The sequence below is a fragment of the Pandoraea cepalis genome, assembly GCF_902459665.1.
In the GTDB taxonomy this organism is placed as follows: Bacteria; Pseudomonadota; Gammaproteobacteria; order Burkholderiales; family Burkholderiaceae; genus Pandoraea; species Pandoraea cepalis.
This window is the reverse complement of the sequence record NZ_CABPSL010000001.1, coordinates 853680-878802: the sequence shown is the minus strand read 5'-3', so window position 1 is coordinate 878802 and position 25123 is coordinate 853680. Positions and strand designations below refer to the sequence as shown.

Sequence of the window (25123 nt, the reverse complement as noted above, 5' to 3'; positions counted from 1 at the left end):
AAGGCCACACCATAGGCGAGTCCGCCCGCGAGCATCATCCGGTGGAGACCTTAATGTGCGATGCCTGACCTCGGCGTTATCGTATTTGGGAAGAAAACTGTCGGGAAACGTAAAAAAACCCGGCGCGGCATCGCGTCGGGTTGTGGTGGAAGCCTCTTGCCTGGGCTTGCGCCGTTCTGTCAGGTGACCGCAGCCGGAGAGAAACTGTCGGCGCGCGCCATCGGCCAGTATTTTTCGTAGAGCTGGTAACGGAACTGGCCGCGCAGCAGATCGCCCGGCGCAAGGTACTTGAGCGATTCCGACATCAGGCGAATCTCGTTGGTCGACACACGCTCGACGATGTGATGCGCTCGCAGGTCCGACGGATGCGACAACCCCGCCGCCTGAATCAACTCCTGCAACGCATGCAACGTATGCGCGTGGAACTGGTGCACGCGCTGCGCCTTGTCCGGCACCACCAAGGCGCGCTGACGCAACGTATCCTGCGTTGCGACGCCCGTCGGGCAGCGATCGGTGTGACATTTCTGCGATTGAATACAGCCGATCGCGAACATGAAGCCGCGCGCGGAGTTGCACCAGTCGGCGCCGATGGCCAGCGTGCGGGCGATGTCGAATGCCGTAACGATCTTGCCCGATGCACCGATGCGGATCTTCTCGCGCAACCCGGCCCCCACGAGCGTGTTGTGCACGAGCAGAAGTCCTTCCTGCAGCGGCGCACCCACGTGATCGGTGAACTCCAGCGGCGCGGCGCCCGTGCCGCCTTCCGAGCCGTCCACGACGATGAAGTCGGGCAGGATGCCGCTCTCGAGCATCGCCTTAACAATGCTGAAAAATTCCCATGGATGGCCGATGCACAGCTTGAACCCGGTCGGCTTGCCCCCCGAGAGCGTGCGCAGACGCTCGACGAATTGCAGCAACCCGAGCGGCGTCGAGAACTCACTGTGACGCGACGGCGAAATACAGTCCTGCCCCATCGGCACGCCGCGCGTGGCGGAAATCTCCGGCGTGATCTTGGCCGCGGGCAGCACGCCGCCGTGTCCCGGCTTTGCGCCTTGCGAGAGCTTCACCTCGATCATCTTCACCTGAGGCGTCGTCGCCTGCGCCGCAAATTTCTCGGCGTTGAAGGTACCGTCGTCGTTGCGGCATCCGAAGTAGCCCGAGGCCACCTCCCAGATCAGGTCGCCGCCCTGCTCCCGGTGATGCGGCGAGATGGAACCCTCGCCGGTGTCATGAATGAAGTTGCCGAGCTTCGCACCGCGATTGAGTGCGCGGATGGCGTTGGCCGACAGGGCACCGAAACTCATGGCGGAGATATTGAAGATCGACGCCGAATACGGCTGTGCGCGATCCGCGCCAATGGTGATGCGAAAGTCGTGATCCTTCAGGACTGTCGGCGCGAGCGAGTGGGCAATCCATTCGTAGCCCGTCGCCTTGACATCGATCTCGGTGCCGAACGGCCGGCTGTCGACATCGCCCTTGGCGCGCTGATAGACAATGCTGCGCTGGGCACGCGAGAAGGGGGTTTCGGACGTATCGTCTTCCACGAAATACTGGCGAATTTCGGGGCGAATGAACTCGAACAGAAACCGGAAGTGTCCCCACAGCGGGTAGTTGCGCAGCACGGCGTGACGCTGCTGCACGATATCCCACACGCCAAGCGCCACCAGCGCAGCAAACGGCAACGGCCAGAGCGGATGCCAACCGTCGAACAGCACGCCCGCCAACGTTGCCAGGAGCAACGCCACGACGAGCCACAGAGCCAGGAATCGGCGCGAGAACATGAAATCTCCTTGCTTTAGGGGACACTCGCCGGCACGCGGCCGGGGGTCCCCCGGCGAGCGCCGGCGGATTCAATGCGTATTGAGGATGGCGTGTTTGGCGGCCACGGCGGCCTGGGGGTTAGCGCTGCCGGCGTCGGCCGGCGTCGTGGCCGCGATGATGCCGCCGCCCAGACAGACCTCGCCGTCATACAGCACGGCCGATTGCCCCGGCGTGACCGCCCACTGCGCCTCGGAGAACGACAACGTGAGCGCGTCGGCGTCGGCACGCACCACTTCGCATGCGGCGTCGGCCTGCCGGTAGCGGGTCTTGGCGCCGCAGCGCGTGCCCTCGGCCGGCGGCTCGCCCGCGACCCACGACAGGTCTTCGGCATCGAGCGTGTCCGAGAGCAGCCACGGATGATCGTGGCCCTGCACCACATACAGCGTGTTGCTCGCCATGTCCTTGCGCGCCACGAACCACGGCTCGCCGGAGCCTTCGCGGCTGCCCCCGAGTCCGATGCCCTTGCGCTGGCCCAGGGTGTAGAACGCCAGGCCCACGTGCTCGCCCACGACCGCTCCGTCAGGCGTTTTCATCGGGCCCGGTTGGGTCGGCAGGTAGCGATTGAGAAAGTCGCGGAATGGGCGCTCGCCAATGAAGCAAATGCCGGTCGAGTCCTTCTTCTTCGCGTTCGGCAATCCAATCTGGGCGGCAATCTCGCGAACCTTCGTCTTCGGCATGTCACCGAGCGGGAACATCGTGCGCGAGAGCTGCTGCTGGTTCAGCCGGTGCAGGAAGTAGCTCTGATCCTTGGTGTGATCGAACGCCTTGAGCAGCTCGAAGCGCCCATCGCGCTCGCGCACGCGGGCGTAGTGACCGGTGGCGATGGTCTCGCCGCCCAGCGCCACGGCGTGATCGAGAAACGCCTTGAACTTGATCTCGGCGTTGCACAGCACGTCCGGATTGGGTGTGCGGCCCGCCGAATACTCGCGCAGGAATTCCGCGAACACACGGTCCTTGTACTCGGCGGCAAAGTTCACGGCTTCGACGTCGATGCCGATCAGATCCGCGACCGAGACCACGTCGATCCAGTCCTGCCGGGTCGAACAGTATTCGCTGTCGTCATCGTCCTCCCAGTTCTTCATGAACAGGCCGACGACGTCATAGCCTTGTTGTTTGAGCAGCCATGCCGTGACCGACGAATCCACGCCGCCCGACATGCCGACCACTACGCGTTTTTGACTCATGTGTTGCCTTGCCCGCCGGCGCTCGCCGGATGGGTCAAAAGTAGGGCGAGGTCGTAACGGACCCCCCGCAGGAAATCGTCCATGCAGCGCTCGAGAATCGGCGAGCGATGGCGCGCGCGCTGGGCACGCACTTCGTCCGGTGTCAGCCAGACGGTGCCGACAATGCCGTCGTCGAGCGTACGCGACGCATCGAACTCGCCCAGTGTGCCGGTGAACGCGAAGCGCAGATACGCGATGTCGCCGGGGCCGGGGGCGAGATAGATGCCCAGCAGATGCTGGGGCGCGAACGCATAGGCCGTCTCTTCCAGCACTTCACGGCGCACCGCGTCGAGAATCGACTCGCCCGGCTCCAGATGACCGGCCGGTTGGTTGATCAACAGGCCCTCACGCTTTTGCTCTTCGACAAACAGAAAACGGCCGTCGCGCTCAACGACCGCGGCGACCGTCACGTTGGGCTTCCAGCGTGCATTCATGACGCATCCTTGCAGGACGGGGGACCTGACGGGCCCCATGGACCGTGGCCGGCGGTTGGCCCACGCGGTTGGTCCGAGACGTTACCCTGATAAAAGCAGCATTTTACCGTCTGACTGGGTTTGGCGCTGAGGACGGGTGAGCGTCGTGAGTGTGGCGGCCGAGACGACCGACCGGTCGGTCGGCCGCAACGACCATCGTCCCGGCACCGTCGGCATATCCATATGCGGTTTCGTGCAATAGGCGTGCCTGTCATCTTCGGGTAAGCTTCCAGCACCAGCAATGTGCAGCATGCAGTGGCAGTACCGCATCACCGGTTTGTGCAGTAGTTCGTTTGCAGTGGTTTGTGCAGGACTAATGTCATCAGCGGCGAAACAGGTAATGCGCCTGCCCCGGCAGCGCACGCGCTGCGGCTCCTTGGCCGCTGATGAGATCAGTTCACAAACCCAAGGAGAGACGTAATGAGAATCGGCATCCCCGCCGAAACGCTTACCGGCGAATCCCGTGTCGCGGCCACGCCCGAGACGGTGAAGAAGCTGGTCGCGTCAGGACATCAGATCGTGGTTGGACGCGGTGCAGGAGACGCCGCAAGCGTGCCCGACGCGGCCTTCGAAGCCGCCGGCGCCACATTAGGCAACGCCGCCGACGCCCTGGGGGCAGAACTCGTACTCAAGGTACGGGCCCCCTCCTCCGAAGAACTCGCACTCATCCCGCGCGGCAGTGTCGTCGTCGGCATGCTCAACCCGTTCGATGCGGAGAACAATGCGCGCATGGCGGCCGCCGGCATTACGGCGTTCGCCCTGGAAGCCGCGCCGCGGACCACGCGCGCGCAAAGCATGGACGTGTTGTCTTCGCAGGCCAACATCGCCGGCTACAAGGCCGTGATGCTTGCCGCCAATCTGTATCAGCGTTTCATGCCGATGCTCATGACGGCCGCCGGCACGGTCAAGGCCGCGCGTCTGGTCGTGCTGGGCGCCGGCGTCGCCGGGTTGCAGGCCATCGCCACGGCCAAGCGTCTCGGCGCGGTCATCGAAGCCTCGGATGTGCGTCCGGCCGTGCGCGAGCAGATCGAATCGCTCGGCGCCAAGTTCATCGACGTGCCGTTCGAGACCGACGAGGAACGCGAGATCGCCAAGGGCGTGGGCGGCTATGCGCGTCCGATGCCGGCGGCATGGCTCGCGCGTCAGTCGCAACTCGTGCACACACGTTTGACGCAGGCGGACATCGTCATCTCCACCGCGTTGATTCCGGGACGCGCCGCACCGACGCTCATCGCCGAAGACACCGTCAAGGCCATGAAGCCCGGCTCGGTAATCATCGATCTGGCGGCAGGGCGCGGCGCGAACGGCGGCGGCAACTGCCCGTTGTCGGTGGCCGACGAGGTCGTCAAGGTGCATGGCGTAACGATTGCGGGCTACACCAACCTCGCGGGCATGGTGGCGGCCGACGCCTCGGCGCTGTATGCCCGTAACGTGCTCGACTTCCTGAAGCTGGTGATCGACAAGGAAGGCAAGCTCGTCATCGATACCAACGACGATATCGTCAGTGCGTGCCTGATGTGCCGCGACGGTCAAGTGCTGCGTGCGGCATAAGGGGGAGACACGACCATGGAAATGATCAATCACACGGTGATCAATCTGATCATCTTCGTGCTGGCGGTGTACGTCGGCTATCACGTGGTGTGGAACGTCACGCCTGCGCTGCACACACCGCTCATGGCGGTGACGAACGCGATCTCGGCCATCGTGATCGTGGGCGCGATGCTCGCGGCCGGGCTCACGGAAGGCGCGCTCGGCAAGACGATGGGTGTCGTGGCCGTGGCGCTCGCGGCGGTCAACGTGTTCGGGGGCTTCCTCGTCACGCAGCGCATGCTCGAGATGTTCAAGAAAAAAGACAAGGCACCCGTCAAGGCGGCCGAGGGGGACAAGCAATGAGTATGAATCTCGTCACGCTGCTGTATCTGGTCGCGTCGATCTGTTTCATTCAGGCGCTCAAGGGCCTGTCGAATCCGAAGATGGCGCGACGCGGCAATGCGTTCGGCATGATCGGGATGGCCATTGCGGCCCTCACCACGATTGCGTTGATCTTTGAACTGCGACGCCTGATGGGCGGGAACTATTCGGGTCTCGGGTTGATTCTGGGTGGGCTCGTGGTCGGCGGCGGCATCGGCGCCTTCGTCGCGCGCAAGGTCGAGATGACCAAGATGCCGGAGCTGGTCGCGGCCATGCACTCGCTGATCGGTCTGGCGGCCGTGTGTATCGCGGTGGCGGCGGTCGCGGAACCGGCGGCGTTCGGCATTGTGCCGGCTGGGGAAACGGTGCTGCCTTCCGGTAACCGTATCGAGCTGTTCATCGGCACGTTCGTCGGCGCGATCACGTTCTCGGGGTCGGTCATCGCCTTCGGCAAGCTCTCGGGCAAGTACAAGTTCCGTTTGTTCCAGGGCGCACCGGTCCAGTTCACGGGCCAGCACACGGTCAACCTACTGCTCGCCATCGCGATGCTCGGCTTCGGCGTCATCTTCTTCCTGTCGCAAAGTTGGCTGCCGTTCGTTCTGATGACGGCCATCGCGTTCGTGCTCGGTGTGCTCATCATCATCCCGATTGGTGGCGCGGACATGCCCGTCGTCGTGTCGATGCTGAACTCGTACTCGGGCTGGGCGGCCGCCGGTATCGGCTTCTCGCTGAACAACCCGATGCTCATCATCGCGGGCTCGCTCGTGGGTTCGTCAGGCGCGATCCTGTCGTACATCATGTGCAAAGCCATGAATCGCTCGTTCTTCAACGTGCTTCTCGGCGGGTTCGGTGCAACGCCGGGCGCCAGCCCAGCGGGCGGTGCGCAACAACAACGGCCGGTGAAGTCGGGTTCGCCTGACGACGCCGCGTTCCTGATGAGCAACGCGGAATCGCTGGTAATCGTGCCGGGTTACGGCCTGGCCGTCGCCCGCGCGCAGCACGCCCTGAAGGAGTTGACCGACAAGCTCACCGAGAAGGGGGTGAATGTGCGCTACGCCATTCACCCGGTGGCAGGGCGCATGCCGGGTCATATGAACGTGCTGCTCGCCGAAGCCGAAGTGCCGTACGATCAGGTGCTGGAGATGGACGAGATCAACGGCGAATTCGGCCAGACGGACGTGGTGCTGGTGCTCGGCGCGAACGACGTGGTGAACCCGGCCGCGAAGAACGATCCGACATCGCCGATCGCCGGCATGCCGATTCTCGAGGCGTACAAGGCCAAGACGATCATCGTCAACAAGCGTTCGATGGCGGCGGGTTATGCCGGTCTCGATAACGAGCTGTTCTATCTCGACAAGACCATGATGGTGTTCGGCGACGCGAAGAAGGTCGTCGAGGAAATGGTCAAGGCCGTCGACTAAGGCGACACGTTCGCCATCGGCCGGACTGCGGGGCTGCACGGGAAGGTGACCGGCAGCCCCGCGCTACAATGCGCGCTCCTCATTGCTCCCAGGAACCGCGCCATGACGCTCGGCATTGTCGCCGCTCTCCACGAAGAAATTACCGATCTGCTCGCCGAGATGGCGCCCGGCGCGCACGTCGAGTCCATCGGTATGCGCGACTACCACGTGGGCAAGCTGCATGGCCATGACTGTGTCGTCGTGCTCGCACGTGTCGGCAAGGTTGCGGCGGCCGCCACGACCGCCGCGCTGATTCACCGGTTCGCGATCGACGAGCTCGTTTTCACAGGCGTGGCCGGCGGACTCGCGCATGGGTTGTCGGTCGGCGACATCGTCGTGGCCGACACGCTCGTGCAGCACGACATGGACGCCAGCCCCCTCTTCCCTCGTTTCGAAATCCCGCTGCTCGGACGCAACGCCTTCGCCAGCGCACCGCCGCTGCGCGACGCCCTGGCGAAAGCGGCGCGCGACTGGCTCGCCGAGGAGATGGCGACGCAAGTGCCTGTCGCGCTGCGCACCGAATGGCAGATGAGCGCCCCACGCGTGCACGTCGGGCAAATCGCGAGCGGCGATCAGTTCGTCTCCAGCGCGGGCGAGGTCAGTCGGCTGCGCGACGCGCTGCCGCAGACCCTCGCCGTGGAGATGGAAGGGGCCGCCGTGGCACAGGTGTGTCACGAGTACGGCGTTCCGTTCGCGGTGATGCGCACGCTCTCCGATAGCGCCGACGACACCGCCCACGTCGACTTCCCGCGCTTTCTGCGCGAGGTGGCCAGCCATTACTCGCACGGCATCCTGCGCCGCTTCCTGACCGAACGGCGCGCATGATCCGGGGACCCGCCGCGGACCATCCGAGCGCTTCACCATCGGACCCTTCGAGGCGTCCGTCCCCGTTTGGACAATGACGGCGCACGATCTCGATACCTCGCATCGAACGCCTTCCCGACAATGCCATCTCTTGCATTGTCCGAAGGAGAGTCCCGATGAACGTGGAAAATCATCATGTCGGCACAGGCGCAACGGCGCGTCTGAGTACGCCGGCATTGGCGCCGATCTATCGAACGATGGCCTGGAGCGACGTCGTCCAGATCCGCGCCCTCAACCCCAAGTGCAATCCGACGAAGGCGGCAATCACCCTTGCCGCCGAACATCCGGACAGCGTGTTCGGACGTGAAATCGATTGCTACGTCGGCAGGACGGCCGTCGGCGAACCGGCCCTCAACGCGCAGCAGCAATTGGCACTGCGCCGGCTGGCCGTGCTCGAAGACCACGAGGTCACGGTCGATTCGCTCAGGGATGCGGGCCTGCCCACTGCCCTTGCCGTCGATCTCGTGCAACGCCTGTGCGCACGCCCGACGGGTTGGTCCCTCTTCGAGCGGCTCGTGATCACGCCGACGCTGAACGACTGGGCGCGATCCGTACTGGAACGCCAGGACCCCGTTCACGTGGCCGACGACGTGCTGACGCTGCGCATCCTGCAGGCGTTCGGTCACGACGTCGCCGTGCCGTGGACGTTCGACGTCACCAACAAGTGGGTGTACTTCTACAGCGTATCGTCGGGCGACACGGGGTGCCTCACGCGACTGCTCAATACGGCGACACGCGATCGACCGGACGACAGCGTCCGGCGCGAAGCATGCCGCAAGGCCTATCAGGCGCTGGCGTATACGCATTTCGGCGCAGACGGCCAGCTCTGGCCGCATTGGGAAGCGAGAGACGACACCTGGGAGATTTACCCGGATCCGCGCGGCGAAACCTTCCGTGACGACATCGTGTCCGAGAACGCCATCACCTGCGAGACGGAGCGGTGGCTCCGGAACGTTACACCCGTCGGATTCATGAACGTTTCCGGCCACTCGCCGCGCACCGGCCTCGACTACGACAGCGATCTGTCGGACCCGGACAACGTGACGTGCGATCCAGAGCGCGCTCGGGTCTCGCCGAGCGAACTGCGCGTGCGCCTCGCAACGCTGGCGGCGCAGCGACGCGGGGAGACGCAAGCCGCATCGGCGGTATCGCTTGCACCACCTGCACCACCTGCATCACTTGCCCCCCCTTCAGCCAGGCGGGTCGCCTGGTCTCCCGCCACCGACCAGTAGCCACGACGCGCCCGTCGCGCACAAAGCAAAAGACCGGCGGCCGCCGGTCTTTGTCGTAACGTCGAACGAGACGATTCGCTTACGCTTGCGGCGCGCCCGCCTCGTCCTTGCCTTCGCTCTTGCCCTCACTTTCCGCGCGCTTGCGCACCGAGCCGGCAATCAGGTCGAAGCGGAACAGACGGCATTCGAGCGCGCCGTTGAACAGCGGCGTACGACGCGATTCGCGCAGACGCATCTGTCCGGGCAGACTCATGTCGGCCGTCAGCAGATAGGCACTCCAGCCCGTGAAGCGCTGCTTGAGCGCGTCGCCGAAGGCGCGGAAGAACGCCGCGTCGACGCCGTCCGGCTGATTGCGCTGGAACTGACCGCCGCGATTGCCCTGCATGTCCGGCGATTCGTCGCCGTCATCGGCGTCGCGCGATCCGCGACGTCCGCGCACTTCGATACGCTCGCCGTACGGCGGATTGGCGACGATGATGCCCGGTCGATCCACCGGGGGCGACATATCGCGCGCATCCACCTGCTTGAGGCCGATGTCGCCCACGCCCGCACGCTCCAGGTTGGCGCGGGCCTTGGCCAGCATGTCGCCCGAGATATCACTGCCGAAAATCGTCGGCGGCACACCGCGCACGCGGGCATCGCGTTGCGCTTCGGTGGCCTGCACCTTCAGCGCCTGCCATGCCGTGATGTCATAGCCCTTGAGCTTCTCGAAGCCAAAGCGGCGCTCGGCACCCGCGGGCACGCCCAGCGCAATCTGCGCCGCTTCCGCGAGGAAGGTGCCGCTGCCGCACATCGGGTCGTACAGCACCATGTCGGCCGCCGTGTCGGTGCGCCAGCCGGCCAGACGCAGAATGCCCGCAGCCAGATTCTCGCGCAGCGGGGCCGCCCCCTTGTCCAGGCGCCAGCCGCGCTTGAACAGCGCTTCGCCCGAAGTATCGAGATAGAGGGTAGCGTCGGTGGCGGTCAGGAAGGCGAACACCCGCACGTCGGGCTGCGACGTATCGATGTTCGGCCGCGCGCCGGTCTTCTCGCGCAGGCGGTCGCACACAGCGTCCTTGATCCGCAGCGTGACGAATTCGAGGCTGCGCACCGGCGCCTTGATGCCGGTGACGTCCACGCGCAGCGTCTGCTGAGACGAAAACCACTCTTCCCAGCGCTGACGCAAGGCGAAGTCGTAGATGTCCTGTTCGGTGCGGTACGCCTGCTGTGCGATGCGCAGCAGCACGCGGCTCGCGATGCGCGAATGCAGGTTGGCGGCCATGCCGGCGGCCCACGGACCGGCGAAATGCACGCCACCGGGCACCTGCTTGCCCACCGACACGGGCGCCAGACGTCCCAGCTCTGCCAATTCGGCGGCGAGCGCCTCTTCCAGTCCGCGAGGACAGGGCGCGAAGAATTCGAAGGAAGCCATTTCGATGCGTACGACCGGCACGCGAAGTGCCGGCGGAGGGAATAAACCGCTATTGTACGCGCGCCGACCCGGCCGGCGTCAGCGCCGCGCCACCTGGGCAGGCGGCGAGTTTGTGCAACAGCGTCTCGACGATGGCGTCGGGCGACTCGCGGATGTCGATCACCAACGCGTCGCGCGGTTCTTCGAGCGTGTCGAACTGGCTTTGCAACAGCGCCGGGTCGAAGAAATGCCCGCCACGCGACGCCAGGCGCTCGCCGATCACCTCGGGGGCCCCCTTCAGGTAGACGAACACGACGTCGCCGTCGTGCTCGCCCAGCACGTCGCGATAGCGCGAGCGCAACGCCGAACACGCGAACACGTGGTGACGCCCCGCCACGCGGCGCGCGACGATCGCCTCGCGAATCGCCGCCAGCCACGGGGCGCGGTCGTTGTCGTTAAGCGCCTCACCGCGCCGCATCTTTTCGATGTTCGCGGCGCTGTGAAACGAATCCGCGTCGGAAAACCCGCAGCCCAGACGCTCGGCAAGTCGTTGCCCGACCGTGCTCTTGCCGCTGCCCGATACGCCCATTACCACGACGATCATGGCTCGCCTCCTTGTAACCGGCTGACTCGCGTCAGCGTATTGACGCTGTTGCACGCCCTGCATCGCTACCTCACACCACCGTGGCGAGGCCGAGCGTCAGCAGCAACGCCACAACCGAAATGATCGTCTCGCACACCGTCCAGGTCTTGAAGGTCTGCGGCACGGTCATGTTGAAATATTCCTTGACCAGCCAGAAGCCGCCGTCGTTGACGTGCGACAGGATCAGCGAGCCCGCGCCCGTGGCCAGCACCATCAATTCCGGTTTCACGGTGGCACCGGCGGCCGCCGCGATCGGTGCGACGATGCCGCACGCCGTGGTCATGGCCACCGTGGCCGAGCCCGTCGCGATACGAATCAGCACCGCCACCAGCCAGCCCAACAGCAGCGGCGAGAGGTGGGCGTTCGTCGCGACATCGACGATCGCCTTCGACACGCCGCTGTCCATCAGGATACGCCCGAAACCGCCGCCCGCTCCCACCACCAGCGTAATCGTGGCGATCGGCGCCAGACACTCGTTGGTGAACTTCAGGATATGGTCGCGATTGAAACCGCGCTGCTTGCCGAACGTGAAGAAGCTCACGAGCGTGGCGATCAGCAACGCCATCACCGAGTTGCCGATCAGGCGCAGAAATTCGTTGGCGAACGTCTTCGGCGCGAAGAACAGGTCGGCCCAGCTACCGATGAGCATCAGGATCACCGGCAGCAGGATCGTGAACAGCGTGATGCCGAAGCCCGGCAGTTCGTTCAGCGCACGGTCCTTTTCGACGAACTGCGAGAGCAGCGGATTGTCCGGATTGGGCACCACGTGGCGCGCCATGAGCTTTGCGAACAGCGGGCCGGCAATGGCCGCCGTCGGAATGCCGACGATCAGCGCGTACATGATGGTGTGACCGATGTCCGCGTTGTAGGCGGTCACGGCGAGCAACGCGGCCGGGTGCGGCGGAATCAGGCCGTGCACGACCGACAGGCCCGCCACCATCGGAATGCCCACGAGCACCATCGACGTACCGGTCCGCTTGGCGACGTTGAACGCAATCGGAATCAGCAGCACGAAACCGACTTCGAAGAACACCGGCAGACCGACGATGAACGCGATCACGACCATCGCCCAGTGCACGTTCTTCTCACCGAAAGCGCCGATGAGCGTGCGCGCAATGCGCTCGGCCCCGCCCGACTCGGCCATCATCTTGCCGAGCATCGTGCCAAGCCCCACCACCAGCGCAATGTGCCCCAGCGTGTTGCCCACGCCTGTCTCGAACGCCTTGACGATTCCCCCCATCGGCATGCCCACCGCCAGCCCGAGCACGAGCGAGACGACGATCAGCGTAATGAACGGATTCAGTTTGAAACGCGCGATCAGCAGAATCAGCGCGATTACCGCGACTAGCGCGTACACCAGCAGCAAGTTGCCTTGCACCGCGACCATGGGGGGTCTCCTCGTTTGGCTAGATGGGCGAATGCCCGAAGGGCTTGCGCCCGATTATTGGAATTGTGGGATGTGATGCGTTGCTTCGATGAAACCGGTGTTGCCTAGCGGCGCGGCAAGGCAGTCGCCGCTCGCGCGAGACGCGTAATGCCGTCCCAGTCCTGCGCGTCCACGAGCGCCTTGGGGGTGAGCCACGATCCCCCCACGCACACCACATTGGGTTGCGCGAGATACGACGGCGCCGACTCGGCGCTGATACCGCCCGTCGGGCAGAAACGCACGTGCCGGAACGGGCCGTAAAGCGCCTTGAGCATCGGCACGCCCCCCGACGGTTCGGCCGGGAAGAACTTCACCGTGTCGTAGCCATCGGCGAGCGCCGCGAGAATGTCGGACGGCGTCACCACGCCCGGCAGCAACGGCAGACCTGCTGCCCTGGCCGCCGCGCCCAGCGCGCTCGTGTAGCCCGGTGAGACGCCGAAGCGCGCGCCGGCCGCTACGGCCTGCGCCATTTCTTCCGGGCGCGTGAGCGTGCCCACGCCGACAATCAGTTCGTCGGACAGCCCCGCCACATGGCGAATGACGTCCATCGCGGCCGGGGTGCGCAGCGTGATTTCGAGAACTCGCACGCCGCCCGCGAGCAGCGCGCGAGAGACCTGCTCGCCCTGCTCGACGCTGTCGAACTGGAGCACCGGAACCACGGGGCCGGCACGAACGATGTCATTGATGTCCATTACGTTTTCCTTGAATGCAGCGACGTGACCGGCACGTCACTCAGAACCGAAGAACACGGACGCGCCGGCTTCTGCCGCGCCCACCGCCGCGCGCATGTGACCGAAGAGCAGACGCCCGGTGTCGTCGCCCGAGACCGGCACTTCTGCCATCTCACGCGCCTCCCACGCCTGCGGGGCCACCTCGGCGTGCAGCATGCCGGCGTTCGCGTCGAGCACGATCAGATCGCCGTCGCGCACCCGTGCCAGCGGGCCGCCGCCCGATGCTTCAGGCGACACGTGAATCACGGCGGGCACCTTGCCCGAGGCGCCGGACATCCGGCCATCGGTCACGAGTGCCACCGCAAACCCTTCGTCCTGCAAAACACCGAGTAGCGGAGTGAGGCGATGCAGCTCGGGCATGCCATTGGCGCGCGGCCCCTGGCCACGCAGCACCACGACCACGTCGCGACGCAATTCACCGGCGTCGAACGCGGTCTGAACCGCTTCCTGCGACGCAAATACGCGTGCCGTTGCGGCCACGCGCCGATGTTCCGGCTTGACCGCCGACACCTTGATGACGCCGCGTCCCAGATTGCCGTGCATGAGCCGCAATCCGCCATCGGGGGCGAACGGTTCGGCATGGCCGCGCAGGACGTCACGATCACCACTGTAGGCGCTACCGGCGCGCCACGCCAGTCCATCGGGCGACAGCCACGGCTCGGCGCGGTAGCGCGCGAGGCCCGGACCGGCCACGGTCTTGACGTCGTCGTGCAGCAGGCCCGCGTCGAGCAATTCGCCGATCAGGAAGCCCATGCCACCCGCCGCGTGGAAATGATTCACGTCGGCCTTGCCGTTCGGATAGACGCGCGCCATGAGCGGCACCACGGCCGACAACGCATCGAAATCGTCCCAATCGATGATGACGCCCGCCGCGCGGGCCATCGCCACCAGATGGAGCGTGTGATTGGTGGAACCGCCCGTGGCCAGCAGGCCGACGATGCCGTTGACGACGGCACGCTCGTCGACCACATGGCCGATCGGGGTGTAGTCGGGCGCGTCGGCGCCGATGGCCAGCACGCGCGCGAGGGCGGCGTCGGTCAGTGCGTCGCGAAGCGGCATGTGCGGATGCACGAAGGCCGCGCCCGGCAGGTGCAGGCCCATGATTTCCATCAGGAGCTGATTGCTGTTGGCGGTGCCGTAGAACGTGCAGGTGCCTGCGCCGTGATAGGCCTGCGACTCGGCTTCGAGCAGCGCGTCGCGGCCGACCTTGCCCGTGGCATACGCCTGGCGGATCTTGGCCTTCTCGTCGTTCGACAAGCCGCTCGCCATCGGACCGGCCGGCACGAAAATCGTCGGCAGATGACCGAATTGCAGGGCACCGATCACGAGACCCGGCACGATCTTGTCGCAAACACCGAGCATCAGCGCGGCATCGAACATGTTGTGCGAGAGCGCGACCGCCGTACTCATGGCGATGATCTCGCGCGAGAACAACGATAGCTCCATGCCTGCGTTGCCTTGCGTGACGCCGTCGCACATCGCCGGCACCCCGCCTGCGACCTGCACCGTGGCGCCAAGCTTGCGCGCGGCTTCGCGCAAACGCGTCGGATACGACTCATACGGCTGATGTGCCGAGAGCATGTCGTTGTAAGCCGTGACGACGCCGACGTTCGGACGACGCTGTTCGCGCAGGACGAGCTTGTCATTGGCCGGCATGGCGGCGAATCCGTGCGCCAGATTGGCACAGGACAGCGCGCCGCGCTGCGGGAAGCGTCCGGCGCTGGCGTCGACGCGAGCCAGATACGCCGCACGCGTGTCGCGGCTGCGCGCGGCAATGCGCGCCGTGACGGCCATTACGGTCGGGTGCAGGGGCTTCTTTTGCTCAGACATCATGCCGGGGAACGGAAATTGCGACGCACCCAGGGTAGGTGCGATTCGGAGCGGAGTTTAGTAGAAATTCTACATCCCATCAATCGAAAGACATCGGCATCCGGGCTTGTCCCTAGTGTTATCCGATAGTTACGTCGAATTTTACCGTATCAAGAAACATCACACCATAATATGAAATGCTGATTTTCTGTAGTTTTTGTACATTCGCACCGCAACTTGCACACGTGCCGATCCGCGCCCGCGCTACGGCGCCGGGACCTGCGGGTGCTATAGTGGGCGCCTGCTTTTGTCGACGCCTGCCATGCTGAACCGAATCAAAGCCACGCTGACCCAATTGCGCCCGTCCGAGCGCAAGCTCGCGACCTATGTGCTGGATGCGCCGCGCGAAGTCGTCGATCTGTCGATGAACGAACTCGCCGAACGCGCCAGCGTCAGCCAACCCACGATCGCCCGGTTCTGTCAGGCGGTGGGTTGCAGCGGCTATCGGGAGTTCAAGATCCGGCTGGCGCAGGGCATCGCGCAAGGGGTGCCGTTCGTACACCGCGATGTCCGCCCCGACGAACCGGTGCCGGGCATCGCCAGCAAGGTGCTCGACCGCACCATCGGCAGTCTCATGCAGGTTCGCAACAATCTCTCGCCCGACAGTATCGGGCAAGCCATCGAGCTGCTTGCCGGGGCACGGCGCATCGAGTTCTATGGCGCGGGGGCGTCGGGGATTGCCGCACAGGACATGCAGCACAAGTTCTTCCGGCTCGGGGTGCCCGCCGTGGCATATAGCGACCCGCATGTCTATGGGATGTCGGCCGCGCTGCTGCGACAGGGGGATGTGGTGGTGGCGATCTCCAACACCGGGCGCACGCAGGATCTGCTTGAAGCCGTCCAGTTGGCGCGAACGGCGGGCGCGAGCGTGATTGCAATCACGCACAGCAACTCGCCACTGGCGCGGCAGGCGAGCGTCGCGCTCTTCGCCGATGTCGACGAAGACACCGACGTCTACTCGCCACTGACCTCGCGTATCGCGCATCTCGCCATTGGCGACGTGCTCGCCGTGGGCATGGCGCTGCGCCTGGGCGATCGCCTGCCCGCCCAACTCGCGCGCGCGAAGGAAGTCATCAATCGCCGCCGGACGACGAACGAAGGGCGATAGCCACGGCTATCGCCTCACCCTCGTCATTTCGCGTCGCTTAAGGTCAGCGCCTATACCCCGCTCAGCGCTGCTGTGCCTGCGGATTGACGGCGTTCTGTAATGGCTTGCCGGTCAGCGCAGCAACGAGGTTGTCCGCCGCGCACGCGGCCATGGCATGGCGCGTCTCGTGTGTTGCCGAACCGATATGCGGCAGCGCGACCACTTGCTTCATCTTCAGCAGCGGTGAATCGACCGACACCGGCTCGCGCTCGAACACGTCGAGGCCCGCCCCACGCAGATGGCCCGACGCCAGCGCATCGATCAGCGCCGCCTCGTCGATCACCTTGCCGCGCGCCGCGTTGATGAAAATGGCGCCCGGCTTCATCTGCGCGAATTCGTTCGCTCCGATCAACCGTTCCGTCGCCGGCGATAGCGGTACGAGCGTCACGACAAAGTCGGCTTCGGCCAGCAACGCCGGAAGTGCCCGGTGCCGAGCGCCGTAGGCCTGCTCCGCAGCCTCGTTGCGCGAACGGTTGCTGTACAACACCTTCATGCCGAAACCGAGCGCGGCACGACGCGCGACCGCGCCGCCGATGCGGCCCATGCCGACGATGCCAAGCGTCTTGCCTTGCACGTCGGTACCGAAATGTGCCTCGTCGAGACTCGCCGTCCAACCGCCCGACTTCACCAGTTCGGCCAGTTCGACGACGCGCCGGGCACTCGACAGAATCAGGGCGAAGACGGTATCCGCCGTGGTTTCCGTCAGCACGTCGGGGGTATTCATCAGCACGATGCCGCGACGCGTGAGATCGGCCACGTCAAATTGATCGTAGCCCACCGAAATGGTGGCCCAGGCCTTGAGCCTGGGTGCGGCGTCCAGCAATGCGGGCGTGACGTTCATGCCCCCGCCGATGGCGCCCTCGGCGCGGCCCAACGCCGCCATGAATGCCGCGCGATTGCCGTCGTTCACCCCGTCGAATTCCGTCAGCGTAAAGGTTTCGGCCAACCGCGCGCGCACATCTGGCGGCACGCTCTTGTACAGCACCACTTCCGGAAGACTCATCCTCTTCACTCCTTTGGGGGGGGCCGCTCCCCGCACCCGCGGGCAACGGACCCCATGTTCGGTATGCCGGATCAGCGCCGAGCGCCTTGCGCGTCGGCAAAAGCCCGTTCGAGAAAATCGAGGCGGTCCTGGCCCCAGTAGGGCTGGCCGTCGAACACGAACCACGGCGCGCCGAAGACGCCGGCGCGTTCGGCGTCGTCGGTGTTGGCGTCGTAGGCCGCCTGCACGCCGGCCGTCTTCGACGCCGCGAGCAGCGATGCGCCGTCGAGCGACAGGCTGTCGGCGATCGCCTGCAACGTTGCCTCGTCGGCGATGTTGCGCTCCTCGGCCCACAGCGCCGTCGAAATGGCCGCCGTCAGCGCGAGCGCCTTGTCCGTGCCATGCGCGAGCTGCGCGGCGACGATCAAACGCGCCGCCGGATCGCCCGCCACCGGAAAGTACTTCGGTTCCAGGTTGAGTGGCACGCCGAGATAGCGGGACCAGCGCGCCAGCTCGACCAGACGATACGCCTGGCGCTGCGGCGCACGCTTGGCCAGCGGCAGGCCGCCCGAGCCGGCGAAGATGCGCCCGATATCCATCGGCCTCAACTGGATCTGCACGTCGTAGCGACGTGCCAGTTCGACAAAGCGGGCCTGCCCCATGTAGACATAGGGCGACGGCGGCGCCACGAAATAATCGCAGGTCAGACTCACGGCAGACTCCTCTCGGGTATTGGTGGTGCGCGCGCGTGGGCGCGCGATGGTGCAGTGGCCAGTGCTGGCGATGCGCGACGACGTGGGTGAAAAATGACCCGGCGCGTCAGAAAGGCTTGACGACCACGAGGATCACCGCCGCGAGCAGCGCCAGCACCGGGAATTCGTTGAAATAGCGATACCAGCGATGCGAATGTGTGTTGCGACCGGTTTCGAATTTGCGCAGCAGACGGCCGCACGCATGGTGGTACCCCAGCAGCAACACCACGATGAGCAGCTTGGCGTGCAACCAGCCGCCGTAGCGTCCGATCCCGTAGTACAGCCAGAGGATCAGTCCGAAAGCGAGCGCGGGCACCGCCAGTATCGTCATGAAGCGATAGAGCTTGCGGGCCATGAGCAGCAGGCGCTGCGTGGCAGCGGGATCGCTCTCCATCGCGAGGTTGACGAAGATGCGCGGCAGGTAGAACAGGCCGGCGAACCACGAGGCGACGAAAACGATATGGAGCGCTTTGATCCAGAGCATCGGGGACAGGCGGCCCGCACGCAGGCCGTCGAATATTTTGAACAGCAAACAATGTACAACAATCCGTCGCGCCGCGAAGGGCAACGTCCCGCGCATTCAGGCTCGGGCACCGCGACAAATCGACGCGACGCGGCCCGCGGCGTTATCGCGCACCGGGTCGTCATCCGCTGGGGTGCGGCGTCATCGCGTCTCACCCGATGAAACACACCTTGAGCGACGCCCTCGCGCGGCTGTGCCAGAATACGGGCCATATTGGCGTCTTCGCCCCGCATCGGTCGGTTTTCCGATCATTGGCCCCCGCATGAGAATTCTTGGCATCGACCCCGGGCTGCGTGTCACTGGCTTCGGCGTGCTCGAAAAGCACGGCAACCGTCTGCAGTACGTGACGAGCGGCGTCATACGCACCGGCGAAGGCACACTGCCCGCGCGGCTGCGCATCATCTTCGAGAGCGTAGCGGAACTGGTCGACACCTATCGGCCCGATCAGGCCGCCATCGAGAAGGTGTTCGTCAACGTCAATCCGCAATCCACGCTTCTGCTTGGACAAGCGCGCGGCGCGGCGATCGCAGCGCTGTCGGTCGGCGGGCTCGAGGTCTTCGAATACACGCCGATGCAGCTCAAGCAAGCGGTGGTCGGCTACGGACGCGCCCGAAAGGAGCAGGTCCAGGAGATGGTCACCCGTCTGCTCACGCTCACCGGAACCCCCGGCAAGGATGCGGCCGACGCGCTGGGCGTCGCCATCTGCCATGCGCACAGCGGCGAGACGTACTCGGCACTGGCCGGCGTCGCCCCGACCCTTGCGGCCAAGGGCCTGCGCGTGCGGCGCGGTCGTCTGGTCGGCTGAGCGGCACCACCGCCGTTGCGGTTGCGGTTGCCCTTACGCGTGCGCTTGCCGTGGCGGTTGCCATCACGGTCATCGTCGTACGTCGCGGGATACCGTGCTGCCTCACGCCGGCAAGCGACGTCCGAAGCGCTACAATGCAGCCATGATCGAAACCGACAAACTCGCCGCCGAGCGCATTATTGCGCCGACCCCGGCCTCGCCTAACGAAGAAGCCTTCGAGCGCGCGCTGCGTCCCAAGCTGCTCGACGAATATGTCGGTCAGCGCAAGGTGCGCGGCCAGTTGGAGATCTTCATCGAGGCCGCGCGCAAGCGCTCGGAACCGCTCGACCACGTGCTGCTGTTCGGGCCGCCGGGCCTGGGCAAGACGACGCTCGCGCACATCATCGCCCGCGAAATGGGCGTGCATTTGCGCCAGACGTCGGGGCCCGTGCTCGAGCGCCCGGGCGACCTCGCCGCGCTGCTGACCAATCTCGAAGCCAACGACGTGCTGTTCATCGACGAAATCCACCGGCTTTCGCCCGTCGTCGAGGAAATCCTGTATCCGGCGCTCGAGGATTACCAGATCGACATCATGATCGGCGAAGGCCCTGCGGCGCGCAGCGTCAAGCTCGATCTGCAACCGTTCACGCTCGTGGGAGCGACCACGCGCGCCGGCATGCTGACGAATCCGCTGCGCGACCGCTTCGGGATCGTGGCGCGTCTGGAGTTCTACACGGCCGAAGAACTGACCGGCATCGTGCGCCGCTCGGCCGGCCTGCTGGGCGCGGCCATCGTCGACGACGGTGCTTTTGAGATCGCCCGCCGCGCGCGCGGCACGCCGCGTATCGCCAACCGGTTGCTGCGGCGTGTGCGCGACTACGCCGAAGTGAAGGCCGACGGGCGCATTACCGCCGCCGTGGCCGACGCCGCGCTCTCGATGCTCGACGTCGATTCGGTCGGCCTCGACGTGATGGACCGCAAGCTGCTCGAAGCCGTGCTCCACAAGTTCGACGGCGGCCCCGTGGGCGTGGACAACCTCGCCGCCGCCATCGGCGAAGAGCGCGACACCATCGAAGACGTGATCGAGCCGTACCTGATCCAGCAGGGCTTCCTGCAACGCACACCTCGCGGGCGCGTCGCGACACTTGCCGCGTATCGTCACTTCGGACTGGCCGCCCCTGGCAGTGCGCCGGACAGCAGCTCGCTCTGGTCGCCCGACGCCACCGGCAAGTGAAACCTGCCGCTTTGACATCGCCACACTGAACCTCGCATGTCCTCGCACGACGACCTCCCGACACCGCCTCCGGCAACGCCCTTGCGGCCTGCCGGGCCGGTCGTGGGCGTGTCGGGACGTGTGCGGCACGCCATTGCGATGCGGCTGGTGAGCCTGACCTCAGGCCCCGGCGCGCCACGACTGAACTACGACACCCCGGCTGGCGACCCCGGCCTGTTCGGCCCGGACGCCGCCTGCTGGCACGTGCATGGAGACTTCACGTCGATGATGATCGGCGGCATCAGCGCGCTGCTGATGCAGTCGTTGCACCCGCTCGCGATGGCCGGCGTCTGGGATCACTCGACCTTCCGACAGGACGTGATCGGCCGTCTGCGCCGCACGGCCACATTCATCGGCGGCACGACGTTCGGCAATACCGCCGACGCGCAGGCGCTGCTTGAGCGGGTGCGACGCATCCACCTGCAGGTCAAGGGCGTCGCCCCCGACGGGCGCCCCTACGCCGCGTACGATCCGGATCTGCTGACGTGGGTGCATGTGGCCGAGACGTCGAGCTTCCTGCGCAGCTATCTCGTCTACAAGGATCCGGCGTTCGCCCGAAGCGAGCAGGATCGTTATTACGCGGAAGTCGCGCGCATTGCGGTGGCGCTCGGCGCTCGCGACGTGCCGACGAGTGTCGCGCAGATCGACGACTATCTCGCGGCCATGCGCCCGGCCTTGTGCGCGAGCGAGCGCACCGACGAAGTCGTGCGTGTGTTGCGCAATCTGCCCGCGCCGTTCACAGGCGCGCGCCTGTTCAGCGGCGTGTTGTTTCGCGCAGGCATCGATTTGCTGCCCGACTGGTCGCAGGCGATGCTCGGCTTCGGGGAAGGGGCGACGGTACGTCGCCTGACGGTGCGGCCCGCAGTGCGTCACATGGCGCAGGTCGCCCGCTGGTCGATGCGCAACAGCGTGGCGCACCGCGCGCGACGTCGCGCATTGGCGACGCCCGATGTTGTCGTCGTGCAGTCATCGCTGGAACGCTAGGCACGTCTGCGTCACGGCCCTTAGCGGATTTGGCAGACTTAGCGGACTTAGGTGACTTAGGTGACTTAGCGGCCTTACACGCCCCGACGTGCTGACCCGACCGGCCAGCCTGTCACACCACGCGCGGATCGACGCGATCCATGGCGGCAGCGCCCTCCGGCCTGTCGTTGCTTTCGTCTCGCACGGCGGCGTCCAGATGCGCGACATCCCCCCAACACAGCACTTGCCAGCGCTGGCCATCGTAGGCCAGGCGGTTCACGCTCGCATTGAGCAGCGGATAGGCACGCGGCTCGGTCAATGCAAGCCGCGTTGCGAGCCGATAGCAGCAATCGAGCACGCCGCCATGCGCCACCAGCGCCAGATGCTTGCCCGCATAGTCGTGCAGCAGTTGCGCGACGGACTCGGTGATACGCGTGTAGAAACCTCGCGTGGACTCGCCGCCGGGAATCACGAAATCGGGATCGCGGCTCTGCCAGCGTGCATAGTCTTGCGGAAATTCCGCCTGGATCTCGTCCGGCACACGGGTTTCGAAGACCCCATAGTGACGCTCCCGCAAACTCGCGGTGCGCACCAGCGGCAAACCGCACGCGCGCGCGACGGGTTCCGCCGTCTGCACCGCTCGCTGCAAATCGCTCGTAAGCACGTGGTCGAAAACGCGCCCGCGCGCCGCCACCTCGCGTTCGATACGCTGTCCCAACAAGACCGCCTGATGCTCGCCCTCGGTCGAGAGCGGGATATCGGTGTGGCCTTGAATCCGTTTGGCGCGGTTCCAGTCAGTCTCACCGTGGCGAATCAAAGTCAGGGTCGTGGTCATGCCGGTCATCGATGCGATTGCTTGTTACGTGTGGCGTGAGTCAAAGCGAGCGGAGGCAAACGGCGCGCCGTCAGGCCAGCGCCGGATTGAGCGTGTAGGTGCCGGTCACGCGCGCCTGCCCAAGCACGTGCGGCTGAATCGCCGCGAGCACGTCGTCGCCCCCGAAACGGCCGTCGAGCGGCACACGGGCGATATCGAGCGCGTACACGGTGAAGTGGTAGTGGTGCACGATCGTGTCGTTCCACGGCGGGCACGGGCCGTCGTAGCCGTAGTAATCGCCGCGCATGCCCTCGTCGCCCGCAAACCAGGCGGTGTAGTCGTTGACGCCGTGACGCATGCCGTCGAGCGCGTCCGGGCCGAACTTGCCGCGCGGCGTAACGTGGTTGCTGTGGCTGGCCGCCGGGATCTCGGACACCGACGCCGGCACGTCCACGAGCACCCAATGATAGAAATCGACGCGCGGCAGCGTCGCCGGCACTTCGCGACCTTCCTGGTTGACGTCGTCGCCCTGGCTCGGTACGTCGCTATCGGTGCAGATCACGACAAACGAACGGGTACCGGCCGGCGCATCGGACCACGCCAAATGGGGATTCTTGTTCTGCGACAGCGCCACGTGCGCCTGTGCATCCGGTTTGCCGAAGGCGAACTGTTCATCTATCGCCGCATTGTCGGCAAACGAGTCACTCCAGACTTTCATCGGTTTCTCCCAAGCATTGTCGTTTCGGAACTCGACGACGGTATCACACCGATGCGAATCGCGTGCGGGCCATCCCCCACAACCGGACGATTCCGAGCAATTTTCGGGATAGGCCCTGGGCGGATGCGGCCGGCGGCGCAGATAACGCGCGGTATCGGCAGCACACGCCGCCCACCCCGAACGTCAACCGGCGTCGGGACGCGTCTGAAGCCAGAACGTGACCGGTCCGTCGTTCACGAGCGAGACGCGCATGTAAGCGCCGAATTCGCCCGTTTCCACGATCGGATGGCGCGCACGCGCCTGAGTCACGAAATGATCGAAGAGCCGCTTGCCGTCGGCCGGACTGGCCGCCGGGGTGAAGCTTGGCCGGGTGCCGCTGTGGGTGTCGGCCGCCAGCGTGAACTGCGAGACGAGCAGCAACCCGCCGGGCGCGCCGTTGCCGTCGAGGCTCGACACGCTGCGGTTCATCTTGCCCGCCTCGTCCGAGAACACGCGATAGCCGAGCAGCTTCGCGAGCAGCTTGTCCGCGCTCGCTTCGGTGTCGCCGCGCTCGGCGCACACGAGGGCGAGCAGGCCCGGCCCGATGGCGCCCACCGTGCGGCCATCGACCGTCACGGCGGCTTCGAGCACCCGCTGGATGAGCGCGATCATCGGCTGCCCCGCGCCAGCACGCGCCACATCAGCGGCGATCGGGCGGCGACGCTCAAGCGAGCGTCACGCGCGCGAAGCGGCGCTTGCCGACCTGCACGACATAGGTGCCGGCGTCGATCTTCGCGCCCTTGTCGGACACGGCCTCGCCGTCGATCCGCACGCCGCCCTGCTCGATGTTGCGGTTGGCTTCCGACGTCGACGGCACCAAGCCCGCCTGCTTGAGGAGCTGAGCGATCCCCAGCGGCGCGCCTTCAAGGGAAACTTCCGGAATGTCGTCCGGCACACCGCCCTTGGCGCGCGCGTTGAAATCCTCGAGCGCGCGCTCGGCATCGGCTTGCGAGTGGAAGCGCGCCACGATCTCCTGCGCGAGCAGCACCTTCACGTCGCGCGGATTGCGCCCGCCTTCGACGTCCTTGTGCAATTGGGCGATCTCGTCGAGCGTACGGAACGAGAGCAGCTCGTAGTAACGCCACATCAGATCGTCCGAGATACTCATGAGCTTGCCGAACATCTCGCTCGGCTTCTCGCTGATGCCCACGTAATTGGCCTTGGACTTCGACATCTTCTCAACGCCGTCCAGCCCTTCGAGCAGCGGCATCGTCAGAATGCACTGCGGCTCCTGGCCGTATTGCTTCTGCAATTCGCGGCCCACGAGCAGGTTGAACTTCTGGTCGGTCCCGCCGAGTTCCAGATCCGACTCCAGGGCCACCGAGTCGTAGCCTTGCATGAGCGGATACAGGAATTCGTGGATGGCGATCGGCACGCCGCCCTGGAAACGCTTGGTGAAGTCCTCGCGCTCGAGCATGCGCGCCATGGTGTAGCGCGACGCGAGCTTGATCATGCCGTCCGCGCCCAGTTTCATCGACCATTCGCTGTTGTAGCGAATTTCGGTCTTGTTACGGTCGAGCACCAGCGCGGCCTGCTCGAAATACGTCTTGGCGTTCGACTCGATCTGCTCGCGGGTGAGCGGCGGACGCGTGCTGTTACGGCCCGACGGATCACCGATCAGCGACGTGAAGTCGCCGATCAGGAAGATGACCGTGTGCCCCAGATCCTGCAACTGGCGCATCTTGTTGAGCACCACGGTGTGGCCGATGTGGATGTCGGGCGCCGTCGGGTCCAGTCCCAGCTTGATGCGCAGCGGCTTGCCGGTCGCTTCGCTGCGCGCCAGCTTCTGGAGGAACTCCTCTTCCACGAGCAGCTCGTCGCAACCGCGCTTGGCGATCGCCAGTGCGGCCCGCGCGGCGTCGGTCACGGGATACTTCTTTTCCGAGGTGAGTGCGTGTTCACTTGTCATAACATCATTGTCCAGACTGGTTCAGGGTTTCCCTTGAGCAGTCAGTAAAGGCGGAGGCCGCGGTAGCTCTGCTATAATCGCGGCTCAATTCTCGGCTCGGGCCGAAGCGACGCCGGGTTGCCCCGGAATTCCGACAGGCAATCTCGAAGCGTGCCGCTCCGCCCGGGCTTTTTTTG

General features: G+C 65.5%; 24 protein-coding genes. 9 read left to right on the top strand and 15 right to left on the bottom strand.

Annotated features, from left to right (window positions below; all coding sequences use genetic code 11):
* Positions 1-179: 179 nt before the first annotated feature.
* The 3 genes from PCE31106_RS04055 to PCE31106_RS04045 all read right to left on the bottom strand — a co-directional run bounded on the left by PCE31106_RS04055 (position 180) and on the right by PCE31106_RS04045 (position 3478).
* The gene (locus PCE31106_RS04055) at positions 180-1781 is read right to left on the bottom strand and encodes an FMN-binding glutamate synthase family protein (protein ID WP_150562458.1); all 1602 of its coding nucleotides are present in this window, start codon (positions 1779-1781) and stop codon (positions 180-182) included.
* A 69-nt stretch (positions 1782-1850) separates the two neighbouring features.
* Complete coding sequence (gene mnmA / locus PCE31106_RS04050; RefSeq protein ID WP_150562457.1) at positions 1851-3005, bottom strand: tRNA 2-thiouridine(34) synthase MnmA; 1155 nt, start codon at positions 3003-3005, stop codon at positions 1851-1853.
* Positions 3002-3478 carry an NUDIX hydrolase gene (locus PCE31106_RS04045; protein ID WP_150562456.1) on the bottom strand — a complete coding sequence of 159 codons (477 nt, stop codon included), beginning with the start codon at positions 3476-3478 and terminating at the stop codon, positions 3002-3004. Before PCE31106_RS04045 ends, mnmA begins: the two co-directional genes overlap by 4 nt.
* 459 nt (positions 3479-3937) lie before the next feature.
* On the opposite strand from PCE31106_RS04045, the gene PCE31106_RS04040 reads away from it, so the two are divergent.
* The 5 genes from PCE31106_RS04040 to PCE31106_RS04020 all read left to right on the top strand — a co-directional run bounded on the left by PCE31106_RS04040 (position 3938) and on the right by PCE31106_RS04020 (position 8984).
* Positions 3938-5068, top strand: a complete 1131-nt coding sequence (locus tag PCE31106_RS04040) for a Re/Si-specific NAD(P)(+) transhydrogenase subunit alpha (protein ID WP_150562455.1) — start codon at positions 3938-3940, stop codon at positions 5066-5068.
* Between the two features lie 15 nt (positions 5069-5083).
* On the top strand, positions 5084-5410 hold the full coding sequence (locus PCE31106_RS04035; protein ID WP_130024974.1) for an NAD(P) transhydrogenase subunit alpha part 2: 327 nt from the start codon (positions 5084-5086) through the stop codon (positions 5408-5410).
* Entirely contained in the window at positions 5407-6849 is a 1443-nt protein-coding gene (locus tag PCE31106_RS04030; protein ID WP_150562454.1) for an NAD(P)(+) transhydrogenase (Re/Si-specific) subunit beta, read from the top strand. The genes PCE31106_RS04035 and PCE31106_RS04030 overlap by 4 nt, the downstream gene beginning before the upstream one ends.
* Positions 6850-6951: 102 nt before the next feature.
* Positions 6952-7713, top strand: a complete 762-nt coding sequence (locus tag PCE31106_RS04025) for a 5'-methylthioadenosine/adenosylhomocysteine nucleosidase (protein ID WP_150562453.1) — start codon at positions 6952-6954, stop codon at positions 7711-7713.
* Between the two features lie 155 nt (positions 7714-7868).
* Positions 7869-8984 (top strand): hypothetical protein, encoded by a 1116-nt coding sequence (locus PCE31106_RS04020; RefSeq protein ID WP_150562452.1) that lies wholly within the window; start codon positions 7869-7871, stop codon positions 8982-8984.
* 79 nt (positions 8985-9063) lie between these two features.
* Here PCE31106_RS04020 and PCE31106_RS04015 read toward each other — a convergent pair whose 3' ends face one another.
* The 5 genes from PCE31106_RS04015 to edd form a co-directional block, all read right to left on the bottom strand.
* A complete protein-coding gene (locus tag PCE31106_RS04015) occupies positions 9064-10395 on the bottom strand; it encodes a THUMP domain-containing class I SAM-dependent RNA methyltransferase (protein ID WP_017235667.1) in 1332 nt (443 codons plus the stop codon).
* Positions 10396-10444: 49 nt separating this feature from the next.
* On the bottom strand, positions 10445-10978 hold the full coding sequence (locus PCE31106_RS04010) for a gluconokinase (RefSeq protein ID WP_017235666.1): 534 nt from the start codon (positions 10976-10978) through the stop codon (positions 10445-10447).
* Positions 10979-11048: 70 nt separating this feature from the next.
* Positions 11049-12404 carry a GntP family permease gene (locus PCE31106_RS04005; protein WP_017235665.1) on the bottom strand — a complete coding sequence of 452 codons (1356 nt, stop codon included), beginning with the start codon at positions 12402-12404 and terminating at the stop codon, positions 11049-11051.
* A 104-nt stretch (positions 12405-12508) separates the two neighbouring features.
* Positions 12509-13135, bottom strand: a complete 627-nt coding sequence (gene eda / locus PCE31106_RS04000; RefSeq protein ID WP_130024969.1) for a bifunctional 4-hydroxy-2-oxoglutarate aldolase/2-dehydro-3-deoxy-phosphogluconate aldolase — start codon at positions 13133-13135, stop codon at positions 12509-12511.
* A 36-nt stretch (positions 13136-13171) separates the two neighbouring features.
* Complete coding sequence (gene edd, locus PCE31106_RS03995) at positions 13172-15004, bottom strand: phosphogluconate dehydratase (protein ID WP_174974955.1); 1833 nt, start codon at positions 15002-15004, stop codon at positions 13172-13174.
* Between the two features lie 301 nt (positions 15005-15305).
* On the opposite strand from edd, the gene PCE31106_RS03990 reads away from it, so the two are divergent.
* Positions 15306-16151 (top strand): MurR/RpiR family transcriptional regulator, encoded by an 846-nt coding sequence (locus PCE31106_RS03990; protein WP_017235662.1) that lies wholly within the window; start codon positions 15306-15308, stop codon positions 16149-16151.
* Between the two features lie 61 nt (positions 16152-16212).
* Here the strand turns inward: PCE31106_RS03990 and PCE31106_RS03985 are convergent, their stop codons facing one another.
* The 3 genes from PCE31106_RS03985 to PCE31106_RS03975 form a co-directional block, all read right to left on the bottom strand.
* The gene (locus PCE31106_RS03985) at positions 16213-17193 is read right to left on the bottom strand and encodes an NAD(P)-dependent oxidoreductase (RefSeq protein WP_150562451.1); all 981 of its coding nucleotides are present in this window, start codon (positions 17191-17193) and stop codon (positions 16213-16215) included.
* 71 nt (positions 17194-17264) lie between these two features.
* A complete protein-coding gene (locus PCE31106_RS03980; RefSeq protein WP_150562450.1) occupies positions 17265-17885 on the bottom strand; it encodes a 2-hydroxychromene-2-carboxylate isomerase in 621 nt (206 codons plus the stop codon).
* 106 nt (positions 17886-17991) lie between these two features.
* The gene (locus PCE31106_RS03975) at positions 17992-18408 is read right to left on the bottom strand and encodes a CopD family protein (RefSeq protein ID WP_026132307.1); all 417 of its coding nucleotides are present in this window, start codon (positions 18406-18408) and stop codon (positions 17992-17994) included.
* 301 nt (positions 18409-18709) lie between these two features.
* Here PCE31106_RS03975 and ruvC point away from each other — a divergent pair, with 301 nt between their 5' ends.
* From ruvC to PCE31106_RS03960, 3 genes are all read left to right on the top strand, one after another.
* Positions 18710-19252: a crossover junction endodeoxyribonuclease RuvC gene (gene ruvC / locus PCE31106_RS03970; RefSeq protein ID WP_150562449.1), complete on the top strand. Its 543-nt coding sequence runs from the start codon at positions 18710-18712 to the stop codon at positions 19250-19252.
* A gap of 142 nt (positions 19253-19394) precedes the next feature.
* The gene (gene ruvB, locus PCE31106_RS03965; RefSeq protein ID WP_026132306.1) at positions 19395-20465 is read left to right on the top strand and encodes a Holliday junction branch migration DNA helicase RuvB; all 1071 of its coding nucleotides are present in this window, start codon (positions 19395-19397) and stop codon (positions 20463-20465) included.
* A gap of 36 nt (positions 20466-20501) precedes the next feature.
* Positions 20502-21488 carry an oxygenase MpaB family protein gene (locus tag PCE31106_RS03960; RefSeq protein WP_083902410.1) on the top strand — a complete coding sequence of 329 codons (987 nt, stop codon included), beginning with the start codon at positions 20502-20504 and terminating at the stop codon, positions 21486-21488.
* Between the two features lie 112 nt (positions 21489-21600).
* Here the strand turns inward: PCE31106_RS03960 and PCE31106_RS03955 are convergent, their stop codons facing one another.
* The 4 genes from PCE31106_RS03955 to tyrS form a co-directional block, all read right to left on the bottom strand.
* Positions 21601-22302 carry a histidine phosphatase family protein gene (locus PCE31106_RS03955; RefSeq protein WP_051060347.1) on the bottom strand — a complete coding sequence of 234 codons (702 nt, stop codon included), beginning with the start codon at positions 22300-22302 and terminating at the stop codon, positions 21601-21603.
* 70 nt (positions 22303-22372) lie between these two features.
* Positions 22373-22999, bottom strand: coding sequence for a YbhB/YbcL family Raf kinase inhibitor-like protein (locus PCE31106_RS03950; protein ID WP_017235654.1), 627 nt, complete (start codon positions 22997-22999; stop codon positions 22373-22375).
* A gap of 183 nt (positions 23000-23182) precedes the next feature.
* On the bottom strand, positions 23183-23650 hold the full coding sequence (dtd, locus tag PCE31106_RS03945; protein ID WP_150562448.1) for a D-aminoacyl-tRNA deacylase: 468 nt from the start codon (positions 23648-23650) through the stop codon (positions 23183-23185).
* A 52-nt stretch (positions 23651-23702) separates the two neighbouring features.
* Complete coding sequence (gene tyrS, locus PCE31106_RS03940) at positions 23703-24947, bottom strand: tyrosine--tRNA ligase (protein WP_017235652.1); 1245 nt, start codon at positions 24945-24947, stop codon at positions 23703-23705.
* Positions 24948-25123 lie beyond the last annotated feature (176 nt).

What these genes read in the sequence shown, in the direction of transcription:
- PCE31106_RS04055 (WP_150562458.1), bottom strand. Translation starts at nt 1,781, where the DNA reads ATGTTCTCGCGCCGATTCCTGGCTCTGTGGCTCGTCGTGGCGTTGCTC.
- mnmA (WP_150562457.1), bottom strand. Translation starts at nt 3,005, where the DNA reads ATGAGTCAAAAACGCGTAGTGGTCGGCATGTCGGGCGGCGTGGATTCG.
- PCE31106_RS04045 (WP_150562456.1), bottom strand. Translation starts at nt 3,478, where the DNA reads ATGAATGCACGCTGGAAGCCCAACGTGACGGTCGCCGCGGTCGTTGAG.
- PCE31106_RS04040 (WP_150562455.1), top strand. Translation starts at nt 3,938, where the DNA reads ATGAGAATCGGCATCCCCGCCGAAACGCTTACCGGCGAATCCCGTGTC.
- PCE31106_RS04035 (WP_130024974.1), top strand. Translation starts at nt 5,084, where the DNA reads ATGGAAATGATCAATCACACGGTGATCAATCTGATCATCTTCGTGCTG.
- PCE31106_RS04030 (WP_150562454.1), top strand. Translation starts at nt 5,407, where the DNA reads ATGAGTATGAATCTCGTCACGCTGCTGTATCTGGTCGCGTCGATCTGT.
- PCE31106_RS04025 (WP_150562453.1), top strand. Translation starts at nt 6,952, where the DNA reads ATGACGCTCGGCATTGTCGCCGCTCTCCACGAAGAAATTACCGATCTG.
- PCE31106_RS04020 (WP_150562452.1), top strand. Translation starts at nt 7,869, where the DNA reads ATGAACGTGGAAAATCATCATGTCGGCACAGGCGCAACGGCGCGTCTG.
- PCE31106_RS04015 (WP_017235667.1), bottom strand. Translation starts at nt 10,395, where the DNA reads ATGGCTTCCTTCGAATTCTTCGCGCCCTGTCCTCGCGGACTGGAAGAG.
- PCE31106_RS04010 (WP_017235666.1), bottom strand. Translation starts at nt 10,978, where the DNA reads ATGATCGTCGTGGTAATGGGCGTATCGGGCAGCGGCAAGAGCACGGTC.
- PCE31106_RS04005 (WP_017235665.1), bottom strand. Translation starts at nt 12,404, where the DNA reads ATGGTCGCGGTGCAAGGCAACTTGCTGCTGGTGTACGCGCTAGTCGCG.
- eda (WP_130024969.1), bottom strand. Translation starts at nt 13,135, where the DNA reads ATGGACATCAATGACATCGTTCGTGCCGGCCCCGTGGTTCCGGTGCTC.
- edd (WP_174974955.1), bottom strand. Translation starts at nt 15,004, where the DNA reads ATGTCTGAGCAAAAGAAGCCCCTGCACCCGACCGTAATGGCCGTCACG.
- PCE31106_RS03990 (WP_017235662.1), top strand. Translation starts at nt 15,306, where the DNA reads ATGCTGAACCGAATCAAAGCCACGCTGACCCAATTGCGCCCGTCCGAG.
- PCE31106_RS03985 (WP_150562451.1), bottom strand. Translation starts at nt 17,193, where the DNA reads ATGAGTCTTCCGGAAGTGGTGCTGTACAAGAGCGTGCCGCCAGATGTG.
- PCE31106_RS03975 (WP_026132307.1), bottom strand. Translation starts at nt 18,408, where the DNA reads ATGCTCTGGATCAAAGCGCTCCATATCGTTTTCGTCGCCTCGTGGTTC.
- ruvC (WP_150562449.1), top strand. Translation starts at nt 18,710, where the DNA reads ATGAGAATTCTTGGCATCGACCCCGGGCTGCGTGTCACTGGCTTCGGC.
- ruvB (WP_026132306.1), top strand. Translation starts at nt 19,395, where the DNA reads ATGATCGAAACCGACAAACTCGCCGCCGAGCGCATTATTGCGCCGACC.
- PCE31106_RS03960 (WP_083902410.1), top strand. Translation starts at nt 20,502, where the DNA reads ATGTCCTCGCACGACGACCTCCCGACACCGCCTCCGGCAACGCCCTTG.
- PCE31106_RS03955 (WP_051060347.1), bottom strand. Translation starts at nt 22,302, where the DNA reads ATGACCACGACCCTGACTTTGATTCGCCACGGTGAGACTGACTGGAAC.
- PCE31106_RS03950 (WP_017235654.1), bottom strand. Translation starts at nt 22,999, where the DNA reads ATGAAAGTCTGGAGTGACTCGTTTGCCGACAATGCGGCGATAGATGAA.
- dtd (WP_150562448.1), bottom strand. Translation starts at nt 23,650, where the DNA reads ATGATCGCGCTCATCCAGCGGGTGCTCGAAGCCGCCGTGACGGTCGAT.
- tyrS (WP_017235652.1), bottom strand. Translation starts at nt 24,947, where the DNA reads ATGACAAGTGAACACGCACTCACCTCGGAAAAGAAGTATCCCGTGACC.